The 14,914-nt window shown below is 72.6% G+C and carries 15 protein-coding genes; 11 read left to right on the top strand and 4 right to left on the bottom strand.

The annotated features are described in order from the left end of the window. Positions 1–27: 27 nt before the first annotated feature. Positions 28–729 carry an alpha/beta fold hydrolase gene (locus tag L2C96_RS00890; protein WP_237334709.1) on the bottom strand — a complete coding sequence of 234 codons (702 nt, stop codon included), beginning with the start codon at positions 727–729 and terminating at the stop codon, positions 28–30. 123 nt (positions 730–852) lie between these two features. Here L2C96_RS00890 and L2C96_RS00885 point away from each other — a divergent pair, with 123 nt between their 5' ends. Both L2C96_RS00885 and L2C96_RS00880 read left to right on the top strand, forming a co-directional pair. Then, complete coding sequence (locus L2C96_RS00885) at positions 853–1,428, top strand: TetR/AcrR family transcriptional regulator (RefSeq protein WP_237334708.1); 576 nt, start codon at positions 853–855, stop codon at positions 1,426–1,428. After that, on the top strand, positions 1,425–3,020 hold the full coding sequence (locus L2C96_RS00880; RefSeq protein ID WP_237334707.1) for an MDR family MFS transporter: 1,596 nt from the start codon (positions 1,425–1,427) through the stop codon (positions 3,018–3,020). The genes L2C96_RS00885 and L2C96_RS00880 overlap by 4 nt, the downstream gene beginning before the upstream one ends. Before the next feature lie 340 nt (positions 3,021–3,360). Here the strand turns inward: L2C96_RS00880 and L2C96_RS44935 are convergent, their stop codons facing one another. Next, positions 3,361–3,723, bottom strand: a complete 363-nt coding sequence (locus L2C96_RS44935) for a hypothetical protein (RefSeq protein WP_237334706.1) — start codon at positions 3,721–3,723, stop codon at positions 3,361–3,363. Here L2C96_RS44935 and L2C96_RS00870 point away from each other — a divergent pair. The 5 genes from L2C96_RS00870 to L2C96_RS00850 all read left to right on the top strand — a co-directional run bounded on the left by L2C96_RS00870 (position 3,716) and on the right by L2C96_RS00850 (position 8,763). After that, positions 3,716–4,348, top strand: coding sequence for a GH12 family glycosyl hydrolase domain-containing protein (locus L2C96_RS00870; RefSeq protein WP_237334705.1), 633 nt, complete (start codon positions 3,716–3,718; stop codon positions 4,346–4,348). The genes L2C96_RS44935 and L2C96_RS00870 overlap by 8 nt on opposite strands. 40 nt (positions 4,349–4,388) lie before the next feature. After that, a complete protein-coding gene (locus L2C96_RS00865) occupies positions 4,389–5,984 on the top strand; it encodes a helix-turn-helix domain-containing protein (protein ID WP_237334704.1) in 1,596 nt (531 codons plus the stop codon). A gap of 81 nt (positions 5,985–6,065) precedes the next feature. After that, complete coding sequence (locus L2C96_RS00860) at positions 6,066–7,442, top strand: FAD-binding oxidoreductase (protein WP_237334703.1); 1,377 nt, start codon at positions 6,066–6,068, stop codon at positions 7,440–7,442. Continuing rightward, positions 7,439–7,951: a GNAT family N-acetyltransferase gene (locus L2C96_RS00855; protein ID WP_237334702.1), complete on the top strand. Its 513-nt coding sequence runs from the start codon at positions 7,439–7,441 to the stop codon at positions 7,949–7,951. The genes L2C96_RS00860 and L2C96_RS00855 overlap by 4 nt, the downstream gene beginning before the upstream one ends. After that, positions 7,948–8,763: a class I SAM-dependent methyltransferase gene (locus tag L2C96_RS00850; protein WP_237334701.1), complete on the top strand. Its 816-nt coding sequence runs from the start codon at positions 7,948–7,950 to the stop codon at positions 8,761–8,763. The genes L2C96_RS00855 and L2C96_RS00850 overlap by 4 nt, the downstream gene beginning before the upstream one ends. Here the strand turns inward: L2C96_RS00850 and L2C96_RS00845 are convergent. After that, positions 8,756–9,454, bottom strand: coding sequence for a GntR family transcriptional regulator (locus L2C96_RS00845; protein ID WP_237334700.1), 699 nt, complete (start codon positions 9,452–9,454; stop codon positions 8,756–8,758). The two genes, L2C96_RS00850 and L2C96_RS00845, sit on opposite strands and share 8 nt — an antisense overlap. A gap of 259 nt (positions 9,455–9,713) precedes the next feature. On the opposite strand from L2C96_RS00845, the gene L2C96_RS00840 reads away from it, so the two are divergent. From L2C96_RS00840 to L2C96_RS00825, 4 genes are read left to right on the top strand one after another with little or no spacing between them, the layout of a single operon-like run. Continuing rightward, positions 9,714–10,898 (top strand): CoA transferase, encoded by a 1,185-nt coding sequence (locus L2C96_RS00840; RefSeq protein ID WP_237334699.1) that lies wholly within the window; start codon positions 9,714–9,716, stop codon positions 10,896–10,898. Between the two features lie 49 nt (positions 10,899–10,947). After that, positions 10,948–12,099, top strand: coding sequence for an acyl-CoA dehydrogenase family protein (locus tag L2C96_RS00835; protein ID WP_237334698.1), 1,152 nt, complete (start codon positions 10,948–10,950; stop codon positions 12,097–12,099). A gap of 4 nt (positions 12,100–12,103) precedes the next feature. Continuing rightward, positions 12,104–12,916 (top strand): HTD2 family dehydratase, encoded by an 813-nt coding sequence (locus L2C96_RS00830; protein WP_237334697.1) that lies wholly within the window; start codon positions 12,104–12,106, stop codon positions 12,914–12,916. Continuing rightward, the gene (locus tag L2C96_RS00825; protein ID WP_237334696.1) at positions 12,913–13,695 is read left to right on the top strand and encodes an HpcH/HpaI aldolase/citrate lyase family protein; all 783 of its coding nucleotides are present in this window, start codon (positions 12,913–12,915) and stop codon (positions 13,693–13,695) included. Before L2C96_RS00830 ends, L2C96_RS00825 begins: the two co-directional genes overlap by 4 nt. An 81-nt stretch (positions 13,696–13,776) precedes the next feature. On the opposite strand, the gene L2C96_RS00820 is transcribed toward L2C96_RS00825, so the two are convergent. Beyond that, positions 13,777–14,883, bottom strand: a complete 1,107-nt coding sequence (locus tag L2C96_RS00820) for an epoxide hydrolase family protein (RefSeq protein WP_237334695.1) — start codon at positions 14,881–14,883, stop codon at positions 13,777–13,779. Between the last annotated feature and the right edge of the window lie 31 nt (positions 14,884–14,914).

The raw sequence follows: 14,914 nt of genomic DNA, 5'->3' as shown, positions 1-14,914 counted from the left end.
CGCGCGGGCCCCGTCTTTCGTTTCACGTCAGGCGGATTTCGCCGCTTCGAGGATCAGGTCCGCGACCGCCGCCGGCTCGGAGACCGCCACCGCGTGCGAGGCGCCGTCGAGTTCGACGACCTTCCGCGCGCCCGCCCGCTCGGCCATGAACCGCTGCGCCGCCGCCGGGATGTTCTTGTCCGCCAGCGGGATCAGGAACCACGACGGGATGTCGCGCCACGCCGTGTTCGTCGCCTCCTGCGACAGGGCCACGTCACGCACCGGGCGCTGCGTCGCCGCCATCAGCGCGGCCTCGTCCGCCGGCACGTCGGCCGCGAACTGGCCGTGGAACTCGTCCGGTCTGATCGACAGGTCGTTGCTGCCGTCGCCGAGCGGGACCGAGTCGAGCGTCCCGCCGAGCGTGCTGCCGGGGTACTTGCCGGACAGCCCGAGCGCCGACTCCCCCGCCTCCGGCGCGAACGCCGCGACGTAGACCAGGGCCTTGACCTGCGGGTTCCCCGCCGCAGCCTCCGTGGCGACCATCCCGCCGTACGAGTGGCCGGCCAGGACCACCGGGCCGTCGATCCCGGACAGCACCCGCCGCAGGTACTCGGCGTCGCCCGCCAGGCTGCGCAGCGGGTTCGCCACCGCCACGACCCGGCGCCCCTGCTCCCGCAGCCGGGCGATGACCCCGTTCCAGCTGGCCGACTCGGCGAACGCGCCGTGCACCAGGACCACCGTCTCAGTCATGTCAGTCCCTCCAGTTGTGTCCAATTGAGTTGTGCACAACCAACCATAGCAGAGCCCGGTGGCGAACGACAGGCCCGGCGTGGAAGAATGCACTTTGAGATGAATAGTGCAATTACTCGGCGGATGGCCGCCACCGCAGCCCTGGTCACGACGGTGGCGCGGCAGCTCACCGCCGAGCGGGGGCTGACCGGCTTCACCGTCGAGGAGGTGTGCGAGCGGGCCGGCATCTCACGCCGCACCTTCTTCAACTACTTCGCCACCAAGGACGACGCCGTCCTCGGCCGGTCCGCGCACCGGGACGATCACGACCTGGTCGAGGAGTTCCTGGCCGGAGGCGGCGACCTGCTCGGCGACCTGGTGCGGCTCACCGCGGGACGGTGGGTGCGCGCCGACATGACGATCGAGAAGTGCCGCGAGGTCCAGGCCGCCGTCGAGCGGGAACCCCGCCTGCTCGCCAAGTTCTTCGAGTACCTGCTGCGCGACGAACAGTCCGATGTGGAGCTGGTCGAGCGCCGCGAGGGACTGCCCGCGGGCGACCTGCGGGCCGCCGCCGCGGTCCAGATCGTCGGCGCCCTCGCCGGCGCCTCGGTGCGCGAGTTCCTCCGCGAGGGCAACACGACCAGCTTCGGCGACCTCCTCACGCGCCGGCTCGCCGCCGCGCGCACCCTCCTGTCCCCCGACACCGAACGGACGCCATGACGACCACCGCGCCCGCCCCGCTGCTGCTGACCCAGCGGCGGATCTGGATCATCTTCAGCGCCCTCATCGCGGGCATGCTGCTGTCCAGCCTCGACCAGACGATCGTGGCGACCGCGATGCCGACCATCGTCGGCGACCTCGGCGGTGTCGAGCACCAGGTGTGGATCACCACCGCCTACCTGCTCGCGACCACGATCGTCATGCCGATCTACGGCAAGTTCGGCGACGTCCTCGGCCGCCGGCGGCTGTTCCTCGTCGCGATCGCGTTGTTCACCCTCGCCTCCGTGGGGTGCGCGTTCGCCACCGACTTCTGGGTGTTCGTGGTGTTCCGCGCGCTGCAGGGCTTCGGCGGCGGCGGGCTGATGATCCTGTCCCAGGCGATCATCGCCGACATCGTGCCCGCCAACGAGCGCGGCAAGTACCTGGGCCCGCTCGGCGGCGTGTTCGGGCTGTCGGCCGTCGGCGGCCCGCTGCTCGGCGGGTTCTTCGTCGACCACCTCACCTGGCAGTGGGCGTTCTACATCAACATCCCGGTCGGCGTCGCGGCGTTCGTCATCGCGCTGGTCGCGCTGACGCTGCCGAGCAAGAAGGCGACCCAGCCCATCGACCTGGCCGGCGTGGTGTCCCTGTCGCTGGCCACCACCTGCCTGATCTTCTTCACCGACTTCGGGGGCGACAAGGACCACGGCTGGGCCGCGATGGAGACCTGGGCGTGGGGCCTGGGCCTGCTCGTGTCGGCGGTGGCCTTCGTCGTGGCCGAGAAGCGCGCCGCGGACCCGATCATCCCGCTGAGCCTGTTCCGCAACGGGATCTTCGTCAACGCCACCGCGATCGGGCTCGCGCTGGGCCTCGGCATGTTCGCCGCGATCGGGTTCGTGCCCACGTTCCTGCAGATGTCCTCGGGCACCTCGGCGGCCGCGTCCGGCCTGTTGCTCCTGCCGATGATGGTCGGCCTGATCGGCACCTCGATCGTGTCCGGGTCGGCGATCACGAAGACCGGGCGGTACCGGATCCACCCGATCCTCGGCACGGTGGTCACCGCCGTGGCGATGGTCCTGATGACCACGCTCGCCGCGGACACGCCGATCTGGCTGATCTGCGTGTACCTGTTCGTGTTCGGCGCCGGGCTCGGGCTGATCATGCAGGTCGTCGTGCTGGTGGTGCAGAACGCGGTGCCCGCGGCGATGATCGGCACCGCGACGAGCACGAACAACTACTTCCGCGAGGTCGGCGCGGCGCTCGGCACGGCGGTGTTCGGCACGATCTTCACCACGCGGCTGACGGAGAACCTCAACGGCGTCTTCACCGCGGCCGGCGCGTCGGCGGCGGACGCCTCGGCCGCCACCGCGACCCTCGACCCGGCCGTGCTGAACCAGCTCCCGGCACCGGTACGCGACGGCGTGGTGACCGCCTACGCCGACGCGCTCGCCCCGGTGTTCTGGTACCTGCTGCCGTTCATCGGGATCGCGTTCGCGTTGTCGCTGGTGCTGAAACAGATCCCGCTCTCTGACGTGGCCGGGCTGGTCGCCCGCGGCGAAGCGATCGGCGGCGAGGAGGCCGAACGCCTGGAGGCCGAGCAGCGCCGCGCCTGACCCCCTCACGAGCGGCCGTCGAACGCCGCGCACAGACGGCGCTGGACTCGCCGAGGGCCGGCGCGAGGCGGCGATCGCGGGCTGTTCCGGGCTTCCGGGGTCGCGACCCGGTAAACGCTGTCGGAGAAGTCGAAGGCGGCCGGGACACCGCTGACCCGATCCCGCCGGTGGACTACGCGGGGTGGCTGTCCGGGGTGTACTGGGCCGCCTGCTCATGGACAGGAGGATCTCGTCGTGCGCGAGGTCTTCACGTGGTTCCGTGTTCACCGCGCTGCCAGGGGAGGACGTGGCGCAGCGGACACTTTCCCGTGATGGTGATGTGATCTTCCCGTTATCTGTGCTAGCTTTCCGAACCGTTCGGCTGGGGGACCAACCGGAACACGGAAAGATCGCACATGAAACGCACGTTGCCGGCGGTGCTGCTCACCGCTCCCCTGGTCCTGCTCAGCGCCACCGCCTGCGAGCCCGGGAGTTCCTGGGCCGCGCAGGCCTCCCGCAGTAGCCAGGCCACCTCGTCCAGCGCGAGCCCCGCGCCCAGTCCGACGAGCGCCGCGGCGAGCAGCACGACCCGCGCCCCGTCCAGCACACCCAGCACACCCAGTTCGTCCACCGAGTCCAGCGGCACGACGCCCCGGAGCACGTCCGCCACCTCCGCCGCGAGCACCCCGGCGCCGGAGGAGACCTGCACCGACCCGGTGTTCACCACCAGCGACCCCGACGGCGGCTGGTCGAATGGCGGCTACTACGTGCACAACAACATGTGGAACCAGGACGAGGCGGGCCCGGAGACCCTGTACGCCTGCTCCTACGACAACTGGTACGTCGACTCCACCCAGCCCGACACCACGTCGGTGAAGACCTACCCGAACGTCCACAAGGACATCAACAACCTCGACGGCGCCCCGCTGTCGGACTACTCCACCATCACCTCCACGTTCGCCGGCCGCGGTCCCGCCACCGGGATCTACAACGTCGCCTACGACATCTGGCTCAACGGCGTCGGCCAGCAGCCCGGGGTCACCGAACTGATGGTGTGGACGGAGAACCACAACCAGGTGCCCTCCGGGGAGAAGGTCGCGACCTACACCGCGGGCGGCGTGACCTACGACGTCTGGTACGACGGCGACGACTACCTCGCCTTCGTCGCGCAGTCCACCCAGTACTCCGGCGCCATCGACATCAAGGCGATGATCGACTGGTCGGTCGGCCGCGGCTACATCCCGCCGAACCCGACCGTCAACCAGATCGGCTACGGCATCGAGTTCTGCTCCACCGGCGGCGTGCCGGCCCGCTTCACCGTCACCGACTTCTCCGTGACGATGAACTGATTCCGCTCTACGGTGGTCCCACCAACGCGGGGAGCACCGGATGAGTGCGGCAACCACGGACGCGCTGGCCGCGGGCCGGCTGGCGCTGGAACGCGCGGCGTGGGCCGAGGCGCACGCGCACTTCGCCACGGCGTCGGCGGCGGACACGCCCGAGGCCTGGGACGGTCTGAGCCGCGCGGCCTGGTGGCTGGGCGACGAGGCGGGCACGATCGCCGCCCGCGAACGCGCCTACCGCGGCTACCGGGCCCGCGGCGACGACCGCGCGGCGGCGCGGATGGCGATGTGGCTGGCCTCGGACCACCTCGACTTCCGCGGTGACGACGCGCTCGCCGCGGCGTGGATCCGGCGCGGCCGCGCACTGGTCACCGGCGCCTGTCCCGAGCTGGGTTTCCTGGTCGTGCTCGAAGCGGACATGGCGCTGCTGGCGCACTTCGATCCGGTCACCGGCGAGCGGCTCGCGCGGGAGGCGCTGCACCTGGCCCGGAGCATCGCCGACACCGGCGTGGAGGTCGTCGCGCTCGCGGTGCTCGGGTGCGCGCTCGTCGCGTCCGGATCGATCGCCGAGGGACTCGGCTTCCTCGACGAGTCCGCGGCGCTGGCCGTCGGCGAGGACTTCGCCGAGGCCGTCGCGCCCGGCTGGGCGCTGTGCCACACGGTGTCGGCGTGCGCGGACGTCGGCGACTTCGCCCGCGCGGAGCAGTGGTGCCGGGCCCTGCACACCTGGTCGTCGGCGTGGCACGGCAGGCACTTCTTCGGCGCCTGCCGCACCGCCTACGGCGAGGTCCTCGCGACCGGCGGCGACTGGCGGTCGGCCGAGCAGGAACTCCTCGACGCGATGGCCGACCTGAGCACCACGCGGCCCGCGCTGGCCGGCCCGACCGCCGTCCGGCTGGGCCGCCTGCGGGTGCGGCAGGGCGACCTCACCGAGGCGCGGGCGCTGTTCGAGACCGCGTTGCCGCTGCCGCAGGCCATCGTCGCGCTCGGCGAACTGGACCTGGCCGCCGGCGACCCGACCGCGGCCGCAGACGCCGCCGACCGCGTGCTGCGGCGGCTCGACGAGGCCGGTGTCCTGGACCGCCTGCCCGCGCTCGAACTCCTCGCCCGCGCACTGGCGGCCGCGGGCGACCACGACGGCGCCGCGGCGGCGGCCGGGCGGCTGGAACAGCAGATCGAGCCGCTCGCCACGCCGTACATGCACGGGCGGGGGCGGCTCGTCCGCGCGCAGGTGCTCGTCGCGGGCGGCGAGCACGATCCCGCGCGGCGCGCCGCCGAGGACGCCCTCGACCTGTTCACCGCGTGCTCGGCCCCCTTCGAGGCGGCGCAGGCCCGGCTCGTCCTCGCCGAGGCCCTCGGCGCGCTCGGCCGTGCCGGGCAGGCGGCCGCGGCGGCGAAGGCGGCACGGGACGCGCTCGCGCTCCTCGGTTCCCGGACCGGCCGCGCGAGCGGCGACCTCAGCCCGCGCGAGACCGACATCCTGCGCCTGGTCGCGCAGGGCCTGAACGACGCCGCGATCGCGCGGCGGCTGTTCCTCAGCGCCCACACCGTGCACCGGCACATCGCCAACATCCGCACCAAACTCGGCGTGCCCTCCCGCGCGGCGGCGGTGGCGGCCGCGACCCGCGCCGGACTGCTCTGAGCACTGGCCCGTTCCGGCCATTCGCCGGCATGGCCGGTCCAGGCGAAGCCGCGCGGGCACCACCGCGCCGATGCTGGGGCCATGACGACGACCCGTTCCGCCGGCATCGCGGAGTTCCGCTTCCGCCTCGACGGTGGCGTGCACGAACCCGGCGACCCCTACTTCGAGGACAGCTGCCGCCTGTTCAACACGATGGTGCGGCGGCGGCCGCGGCTGGTGGCCGAATGCGTCGCCGCCGAGGACGTGGTCGCCGCGCTGGCCTTCGCCCGCGAGCACGACCTCCCGGTCGCGGTGCGCGCCGGCGGGCACTCCGTCGCCGGGCTCTCGCTGTGCGACGACGGTCTGGTGCTCGACCTGCGCAACCTCGCCGACGTCGAGGTCGACCCGGACCGCCGCGTCGCCCGCGTCGGCGGCGGCGCGATCTGGGCGGACCTGGACCGGGAGACCCAGGTGCACGGCCTGGCGACCACCGGCGGGCGCGTGTCCACCACCGGCGTCGCCGGGCTGACGCTCGGCGGCGGCTCCGGCTGGCTCGAACGCAAGCACGGCCTGGCCTGCGACAACCTCCTGGCCGCCGAACTGGTCACCTGGGACGGCCGGATCGTCCGCGCCACCCCGGACGAGAACCCGGGCCTGCTGTGGGCGCTGCGCGGTGGCGGCGGGGGTTTCGGTGTCGTCACGGCGCTGGAACTCGCGCTGCACCCGGTCGGCCCCGAGGTGTACGCCGGGGTGGCGCTGTTCGACGCCGGCCGCGGGAGCGAGGTGCTGCGGGCCTTCCGCGAGGTGATGCGGACGGCCCCGGACGAGCTGTCGCTGGCGTGCGCGTTCGTCACCGGACCGGACGACACGTCGCTGCGGGGACGGCCCGCGGTGGCGATCGCCGGAATGTGGGCGGGCTCGGTCGAGGCGGGCGCGCGGGCGCTCGGTCCAATCCGGACACTGGGCCCCGCCGCCGACTTCTTCGGCCCGACTCCCTACGCGGACTTCCAGTGCTCGCTGGACGACCCGCCCGGCTACCGCAACTACTGGACCGCCGAAAACGTCACCGACCTGCCCGATCCGGCGATCGACGCGCTCGTGCGGCGCGCCGCCGAGCTGCCCGCCGGCCCGTCGCAGCTGTTCGTCGTGGCCTGGGGCGGCGCGGTGGCGCGCACCGGGCCGGACCACTCGCCGCTGGCCGGGCGGGACACGCGGTTCATCGTGCACCCGCTGCTGCTGTGGGAGGACCCCGCCGACGACGACCGGTGCCGCGCGCTGGCCCACGCCTTCCGCGACGACCTGCGGCCCTGGTCGGCTGGCGCGACATACCCGAACTTCCTCGGCGACGAGGGCGGCGCCCGGATGCGCCGCGCCTTCGGGTCGAGCGCCGCCCGGCTGGCCCGGGTCAAGGCCGCGTGGGACCCGCACGACGTCTTCCGCACGCACCAGCGCATCCCCGCGGGCGAGGCCGAGCCGTGACCGCGACCCTCACCCACGCGCAAGCGGACCGCGACTCGCGCGACGCCCGGTCGCTGCTGCGCGAATACCTGGACTGGATCGGCACGCACGTCGGTCTCGACCTGACCGCCGCGCAGCCGGCGGCCGTCGCCGAGTTCGACGACCTGCCCGGCTTCTACCGGCCGCCCGCCGGCGCGCTCGTGCCGGCGCGGCTCGGTTCCCGGCCGGCCGGGATGGTCGCGGTTCACCGGCTCGCCGGCCGCACCGGCGAACTGAAGCGGATGTACGTGAACCCGCGGGCGCGCGGGCACGGCCTGGGCCGGGACCTGATCGCCGCGGCCGTCGCGGCCGCCACCGACCTCGGGTTCACCGCGCTGTGGCTGCAGACCAAACCGGACGCCATGCCAGGCGCGGAGTACCTGTACCGCTCGTACGGCCTCACCGAAATCGCGCCCTACGGCGGGCTCCACGCCGAGGGCGTCACCACGCTCGCACTGCCCCTGTCACAACCGGAGAAAGGATCACGATGACCACCACCACCTTCGACGAGATCAAGGCCAGGCAGCACAAGACCTGGAGCAGCGGCGACTACGGGCGCGTCGCGTGGCTGACCGTCCCGCTCGCGGAGACCCTGTGCGCCGCCGCGGACCTGCGGCCCGGCGACAAGGTGCTCGACGTCGCCACCGGGACCGGGCACGTCGCGCTCGCCGCGGCCCGCCGGTTCTGCCGCGTCACCGGCATCGACTACGTGCCCGCGCTGCTCGACGTCGCCCGCAGGCGGGCCGAGGCGGAAGGGCTGGACGTGCGGTTCCGCGAGGCGGACGCCGAGAACCTGCCCTGCGCCGACGGCGAGTGGGACGTCGTGCTCTCCGCCATCGGCGTCATGTTCACCGCCGACCACCAGCGCGCCGCCGACGAACTGCTCCGCGTCTGCCGCCCCGGCGGCACGATCGCGATGGCCAGCTGGACACCGGCCGGGTTCATCGGCAAGCTGCTCGCGACCGTCGGACGGCACGCGCCGCCACCGGCGGGCGCCCTGCCGCCCACCCGCTGGGGCACCGAGGAGACCGTGCGGGAACTGTTCGGCGACCGGGTCACCGGCCTGACGTGCACCACCGCGACGGTGCGGGAGAAGTTCGCGAACCCGGCGCACTTCGCCGACTTCTTCCTCACCCACTACGGCCCGACGCACATGGCCGCGCAACGCCTGTCCCCGGACGGGCGGGAGGCCTTCCGCGCCGACCTCATCGCCCTCGCCGAGGAGAACAACCTCGCCGACGACGGCACGTTCGCCGCGGACTGGGAGTACCTGGTCGCGGTCGCGACGAAGACGGTCAGCTGAGCACTTCGCGCCGGCGCAGGTGCTCCACGAGCTGCCCGCCCACGTGCTCGATGTGCGCCGACATCGCCTTGCGGGCCCCCTCCGGGTCACGGGCCCGCAAGGCCTGGAAGATCGAGCTGTGGTCGTGGGCCGAGGCCGACGACCACCCCTCGATCGACGCGTAGTACCCCAGCGGCACGTAGTTCACCGTGACGCCGAGCAGGACGGCCAGCCGCGCCGAGTCCGACGCCTTGTTGATCGTGCGGTGGATCCGGTAGTTCAGCGTCTCCACGAGGTCGAAGTCGCCGTCCCGCTCGGCCTGCTCCAGCTTGGCCTGGGTCTCCTCCAGCAGGTCCAGTTCCTCGTCCCGCAGCTCGGTGGCGGCGCGCGCGGCGAGCTCGCCCGCGATGAAGGCCTGCACCCGGAACAGGTCGCCGACGTCCCGCGTGGTCAGCGGCACGACCCGGTAGCCGCGCCGCGGCTCCCACCGCACCGACCCCTCGCTGCCCAGCAGCATCAGCGCCTCCCGCACCGGGGTCGGACTGACGCCGAGCTCCTCGGCCAGCCGCTCGGTGCGGATGTACTCGCCGGCGCGGAACTGGCCGACCATGATGCCCTCGCGGATGTAGGCGGCGACCTTTTCGCTGAGCTGCTGCTTGTTCTCGAACGACGTGCGCCGCAGGCTGCTCCCGCGGCCGTGCGGTGCACCCATGACGCGCCTCCAGGCCGGACATCCGCGGCCATCCTATATCCCATAGAAAAAGTGTGAGGTCGGTAACCGGCGGCTGACATCAGGCCGATTCTATAGAATAGAGTCTTTGTGAGTGCTTGTCGGACCGCCCGAGGGGAGTCGCCGTGATCGCGACCTGTGTGGCCGATGCCCGGCAGACGGGCGGCCCGGTCCCGGTCGAGAACCCGGCACTCACGGACGTGCGCGCACTGACCAGCGACCGCCTCGACCTGGACGCCCGGTGACGGCGCCGCTGGCCGGGCTGCGGGTGATCGAGCTGTCCAGTTACGTCGCCTCGCCGCTGGGCGGGATGACGCTCGCGCAGCTGGGCGCCGACGTCATCCGCGTCGACCCGCTCGGCGGCGGGGCCGACCGGCAACGCTGGCCGCTCGCGCCGAACGGGGCAAGCCTCTACTGGGCGGGGCTCAACCAGGGCAAGCGGTCGGTGGCGATCGACCTGCGCTCCCCCGAAGGCGCGGCGCTGGTCGCCGACCTGGTGGCGGCGAGCGGGCCGGACGGCGGCATCGTGCTGACCAACGCGCGGCCCCGGCCCGGCCTGTCCCCCGCCGACCTCCGGCGCCGCCGTCCTGACCTGATCCACGTCCAGCTCCACGGCACCCGGGACGGCGGCACCGCCGTCGACTACACCGTCAACGCGGCGTGCGGGTTCGCCGGCCTGACCGGCCCCGAGGACCGGACCGGCCCGGTCAACCACGTGCTGCCCGCGTGGGACGTGGCCACCGGCCTGTACCTCGCCGTCGGGCTGCTCGCCGCGGAACGGCTGCGGCGGCGCACGGGCGAGGGCGCCTGTCTGACCGTGGCTTTGGAGGACGTCGCGCTGGCGACCGCGGGCAACCTCGGCTACCTCGCCGAGGCGCAGCTGCGCGACGATCCCCGCGGCCGCATCGGCAACCAGATCTACGGGGACTTCGGCCGCGACTTCCGCACCGCCGACGGCGCCCGGCTGATGGTGCTGGTCCTGACGCCGCGGCACTGGCGCGACCTGGTCACCGCGACCGGCACCGAGGCCGTCGTCGCCGCGCTGGAGGACACGCTCGCCGCCGACTTCACGAAAGCCGCCGACCGCTACCGGCACCGGGAGGTGCTCGCCGGCTTGTTCGGGGCGTGGATCGAGGCGCGCACGTGCGACGAGGTGGCGGGGGTGCTGCGGCCGACGTCGGTGCTGTGGTCGCGCTACCGCACGTTCGCCGAACTGGCGCGCGATCCGGCGCTGGCGCGGCACCCGCTGTTCGCGCCACTCGCGCAGCCCGGCATCGGCGGCTACCTCGCGCCGGCCCGCCGCTGGTGTTCGACGGCCGGCAGGCGGGGCCGTCGCCCGCGCCGGAGCTCGGCAGCCACACCGCCGAGGTGCTCGCCGAACTGCTGCCGTCCGCGCGGGTCGAGGAGCTGCGCGCTCGACGCGTGATCGGCGGGTGAGCGACAGTGAGAACCACGCAAGGCAGGAAGGACACCGGATGGACGGCCTGACCGAGGACGAGACGGCGATCGTCGCGGCGGTCGGCGAGTGGGTCGACCGCGAGGTGCGGCCGGTGGCGCGGGAGCTGGAGCACGCGAACGCCTATCCGGAGAAGCTCATCGAGGCGATGAAGCAGATGGGCATCTTCGGGCTGGCGATCCCGGCGCCGTGGGGTGAGGCGTCGGTGTCGGCGCAGTGCTACGCCGCGGTCACCGAGGAACTGTCCCGTGGCTGGATGAGCCTGGCCGGGGCGATGGGCGGGCACACGGTGGTCGCCAAGCTGCTGGTCGACTACGGCACGCGGGAGCAGCAGGACCGCTACCTGCCGCGGATGGCGACCGGCGAGCTGCGGGCCACGATGGCGCTCACCGAGCCCGGCGGCGGATCCGACCTGCAGGCCCTGCGCACGACCGCGCGCCGCGACGGGCCGGAGTACGTGGTGAACGGGTCCAAGACCTGGATCACCAACGCGCGCCGCTCGGACCTGGTCGCGCTGCTGTGCAAAACCGACCCGGCGGCTGACCCGCCGCACCGGGGGATCAGCGTGCTGCTGGTGGAAAAGGGCGCCGGGTTCCACGTCTCCCGCGATCTGCCGAAGCTGGGCTACAAGGGTGTGGAGAGCTGCGAGCTGTCCTTCGACGACCTCCGCGTCCCGGCCGGTGCGGTGCTGGGTGGTGTCGAGGGGCAGGGGTTCGCGCAGATGATGCGCGGGCTGGAGGTCGGGCGGATCCAGGTGGCGTCCCGGGCCCTGGGCGTGGCGCGGGCCGCACTGGAGGATTCGCTGCGGTATGCCCAGGAGCGGGAGACCTTCGGTAAGCCGATCTGGCAGCATCAGTCGATCGGGAACTATCTGGCGGACATGGCGACGAAGCTGGAGGCGGCGCGGCAGCTGGTGTTGATGGCTGCTCGTCGGTATGACTCGGGGCAGCGGTGTGACATGGAGGCGGGGATGGCGAAGCTGTTCGCGTCGGAGACGGCGATGGAGGTGGCGTTGAACGCGGTGCGGATCCACGGCGGGTATGGGTATTCGACGGAGTTCGATGTGGAGCGGTATTTCCGGGACGCGCCGTTGATGATCGTGGGTGAGGGCACCAACGAGATCCAGCGTGGCGTGATCGCCCGCCAGTTGATCAACCGGAACCGGATCTGACGCCGTGACCGAGGTCGTGGAGCGCACCGAGGTGTTGTCGCCGGAGCCCGCGCGGGCGCTGGGGGCGTTGCTGGACGTGCCGGTGCCCGACCTGGCCCGCGAGGGGCTGCCGTTGTTGTGGCACTGGTTCTACCTGCTGGAACGCCCGGCGCAAGCGGATCTGGGGCCGGATGGGCATCCGGTGCGCAATTGTGTGCCGGCGCCGCCGGGGCCGGGGCGGCGGCGGATGTGGGCCGGCGGCCGGGTCCGCACCCGTGGGGTGTTGCGGTGCGGGCAACCGGCGACCCGGCGCACCCGGGTGGCGTCGGTGGCCGACAAGCAGGGCCGGTCCGGGCCCTTGACCTTCGTGACCGTGGAGCACCTGATCTCGCAAGGCGGGCGGGTAGTGGTGGAGGAGCGCCAGGACATCGTCTACCGCCCGGCCGCCGGGAGTCTGCCCGCGGTCTCGGCTGGGGAGGTGGTGCCGGCCGGGCCCGGAGAGTGGGCGATCGAGGTGACACCAACACTGTTGTTCCGGTTCTCCGCCTTGACCTACAACGCGCACCGGATTCATTACGACCGCGACTACGCCCGCGATGTCGAGGGCTACCCCGGTTTGCTGACGCACGGGCCGCTGCAGGCGCTGGCGATGGCCGAAGCCGCCCGCGCTCTTGGTATCGGCGGTGAGGTGGACTTCACCTACCGGCTGGTGTCCCCGTTGTTCGACCACCAGGGGCTGATCACCAGCGCCAGCAAGGAACCGGACGGGGTGACCACCGCGGTGCGCGACCTGTACGGGCGGCAGACCGCCACCGGCCAGCTGCGAGGTGTCGCATGATCGCTGGTGCGCGGAGTTTCCTGTTCGTGCCCGGCCACCGCCCCGACCGGTTCGCCAAGGCCGCCGCCTCCGGTTGTGATGTGGTGGTGCTGGACCTGGAGGACGCCGTCGGCCCCGACCAGAAGGTTCAGGCACGGGAACACGTCCGCGCGTGGCTGGCGAACGGTGGTGAGGTGGTGGTGCGGATCAACGGCCCCGGCACCCCCTGGTTCGACGACGACCTGGCCGCCGTCACCGACGCCACCGCCGTCATGGTGCCCAAGGCCGAAGACCCAGCCGTGCTGGCCTCGATCGGCACACCGGTGATCCCGCTGATCGAAACCGCGCTCGGCGTGGCGCGGGCAGTGGAGGTCTGCGCCGCGGAGGGCGTGGTGCGGCCCGCGTTCGGCAGCATCGACCTGGCGGCCCAGCTCGGCGTCGACCACCACTCCCACACCGCCCTGCAGCACGCCCGCTCCGCGGTGGTGATCGCCGCCGCCGCGGCCGCCCGAGCCGCCCCGATCGACGGCGTCACCACCGAGCTGGACGACCCGGCGGTGCTGCGCGCGGACCTGGCGCACGCGATCGAGCTGGGATTCACCGCGAAGCTGTGCATCCACCCCCGGCAGGTCGGCCCCGTGCACGAGGCCTGCACCCCCACCGCCGCCGAGGTCGAGTGGGCGGAGGGGGTGCTGGCCTCCGCGGGTGACGGATCCGTGAGTGTCCACAAAGGTCAGATGGTGGACCGGCCGGTCATTCTGCGCGCACAGGCGATCCTGGCCCGCGCCGGCGCCGGATAGGTCGGCTCGGGGGAAACGCCCGCGCACCCAGGCGATCCACCATCCTGCGCACACCCGCGGTCCTGGCCCGAACCGGCTAGCTCAAGCCAGCTCCCCGAAGAACTCCCGCACATCGTCCACCAGCAACTCGGGCTCCTCCATCGACAGGAAATGCCCGCCCCGCGCGGTCTCGGTCCACCGCACCACGTTGTGGTCCCTTTCGGCCCACGGGCGGATCGTCTTGTCGTGCCGGGACACCAGCACCGCCGTCGGCACCGTGCCCCGCGCCACCGGCTCCCACTCCCCCGCGGTGATCTCCTCGTAGTAGACCTGCGCGGCCGGGCCGGCCGTGCCGGTGAGCCAGTACAGCGACACGTCGGTGAGGATGCGGTCCCGGTCGATGCTGTCCTCCGGCAGGCCCTCGGGCGGGTCGGTCAGCTCCTTGAACTTCTCCACGATCCACGCGAGCTGCCCCACGGGCGAGTCGTGCAGGCCGTAGGTCACCGTCTGCGGGCGCTTCGAGTTGCACTGCAAGTAGCCGTCGTTGAAGTCCTGCATCGCCGCCCACTGGGCCTGCTCGGCATCGGTCAGGCCGTCGAACTCGCCCTCCTCGCCCGCCGGGAACGTCAGCAGCGCGTTGAGGTGGATCCCGGCGACGCGGTCCGGCGCCCGCCTGCCGATCGACGGCGCCACCCACGCCCCGAGGTCGTAACCCTGCACGCCGAACCGCCCGTACCCGAGGCGGGTCATCAGGTCCACGACCAGGGCGGCCATCTTCGACGGGCGCATGCCCGGCCCGTTCAACGGCGTGGAAAAGCCGTACCCGGGAAGCGACGGGACGACGAGGTGGAACTCCCGCGACAGCGGTTCGAGCACGTCGAGGAAGTCGGTCACGCCGCCCGGCCAGCCGTGCAGCAGCACCAGCGGCAGCGCGTCCGGATCGGCCGCCCGTACGTGCAGGAAGTGCAGGTTCTGCCCGTCGATCGTCGTGGTGAACTGGGGGTGGCTGTTGATCTCCGCTTCCTGCTTGCGCCAGTCGAAGGAGGTGCGCCAGTACCCGGCCAGCTCGCGCAGGTAGCCGACCGGCACGCCGCGGCTCCAGCCGACGCCGGGCAGCTCGTCCGGCCACCGGGTGGCGTCCAGCCTGGCGTGCAGGTCGTCCAGCTGGTCCTGCGGGATGTCGATGCGGAAGGGGTGGATCTCGGTCATGGCGGCGACGGTAGGAACGGCTTAGGCCGGA

This window comes from Amycolatopsis tucumanensis (assembly GCF_021654135.1).
Taxonomy (GTDB): domain Bacteria; phylum Actinomycetota; class Actinomycetes; order Mycobacteriales; family Pseudonocardiaceae; genus Amycolatopsis_E; species Amycolatopsis_E tucumanensis.
This window is presented reverse-complemented; position numbering and strand designations above follow the sequence as displayed.

Bases quoted from the DNA above. Each gene is read 5' to 3' on its own strand.
- L2C96_RS00890 (WP_237334709.1), bottom strand. From the start codon at position 729: ATGACTGAGACGGTGGTCCTGGTGCACGGCGCGTTCGCCGAGTCGGCC.
- L2C96_RS00885 (WP_237334708.1), top strand. From the start codon at position 853: ATGGCCGCCACCGCAGCCCTGGTCACGACGGTGGCGCGGCAGCTCACC.
- L2C96_RS00880 (WP_237334707.1), top strand. From the start codon at position 1,425: ATGACGACCACCGCGCCCGCCCCGCTGCTGCTGACCCAGCGGCGGATC.
- L2C96_RS00865 (WP_237334704.1), top strand. From the start codon at position 4,389: ATGAGTGCGGCAACCACGGACGCGCTGGCCGCGGGCCGGCTGGCGCTG.
- L2C96_RS00860 (WP_237334703.1), top strand. From the start codon at position 6,066: ATGACGACGACCCGTTCCGCCGGCATCGCGGAGTTCCGCTTCCGCCTC.
- L2C96_RS00850 (WP_237334701.1), top strand. From the start codon at position 7,948: ATGACCACCACCACCTTCGACGAGATCAAGGCCAGGCAGCACAAGACC.
- L2C96_RS00845 (WP_237334700.1), bottom strand. From the start codon at position 9,454: ATGGGTGCACCGCACGGCCGCGGGAGCAGCCTGCGGCGCACGTCGTTC.
- L2C96_RS00835 (WP_237334698.1), top strand. From the start codon at position 10,948: ATGGACGGCCTGACCGAGGACGAGACGGCGATCGTCGCGGCGGTCGGC.
- L2C96_RS00825 (WP_237334696.1), top strand. From the start codon at position 12,913: ATGATCGCTGGTGCGCGGAGTTTCCTGTTCGTGCCCGGCCACCGCCCC.
- L2C96_RS00820 (WP_237334695.1), bottom strand. From the start codon at position 14,883: ATGACCGAGATCCACCCCTTCCGCATCGACATCCCGCAGGACCAGCTG.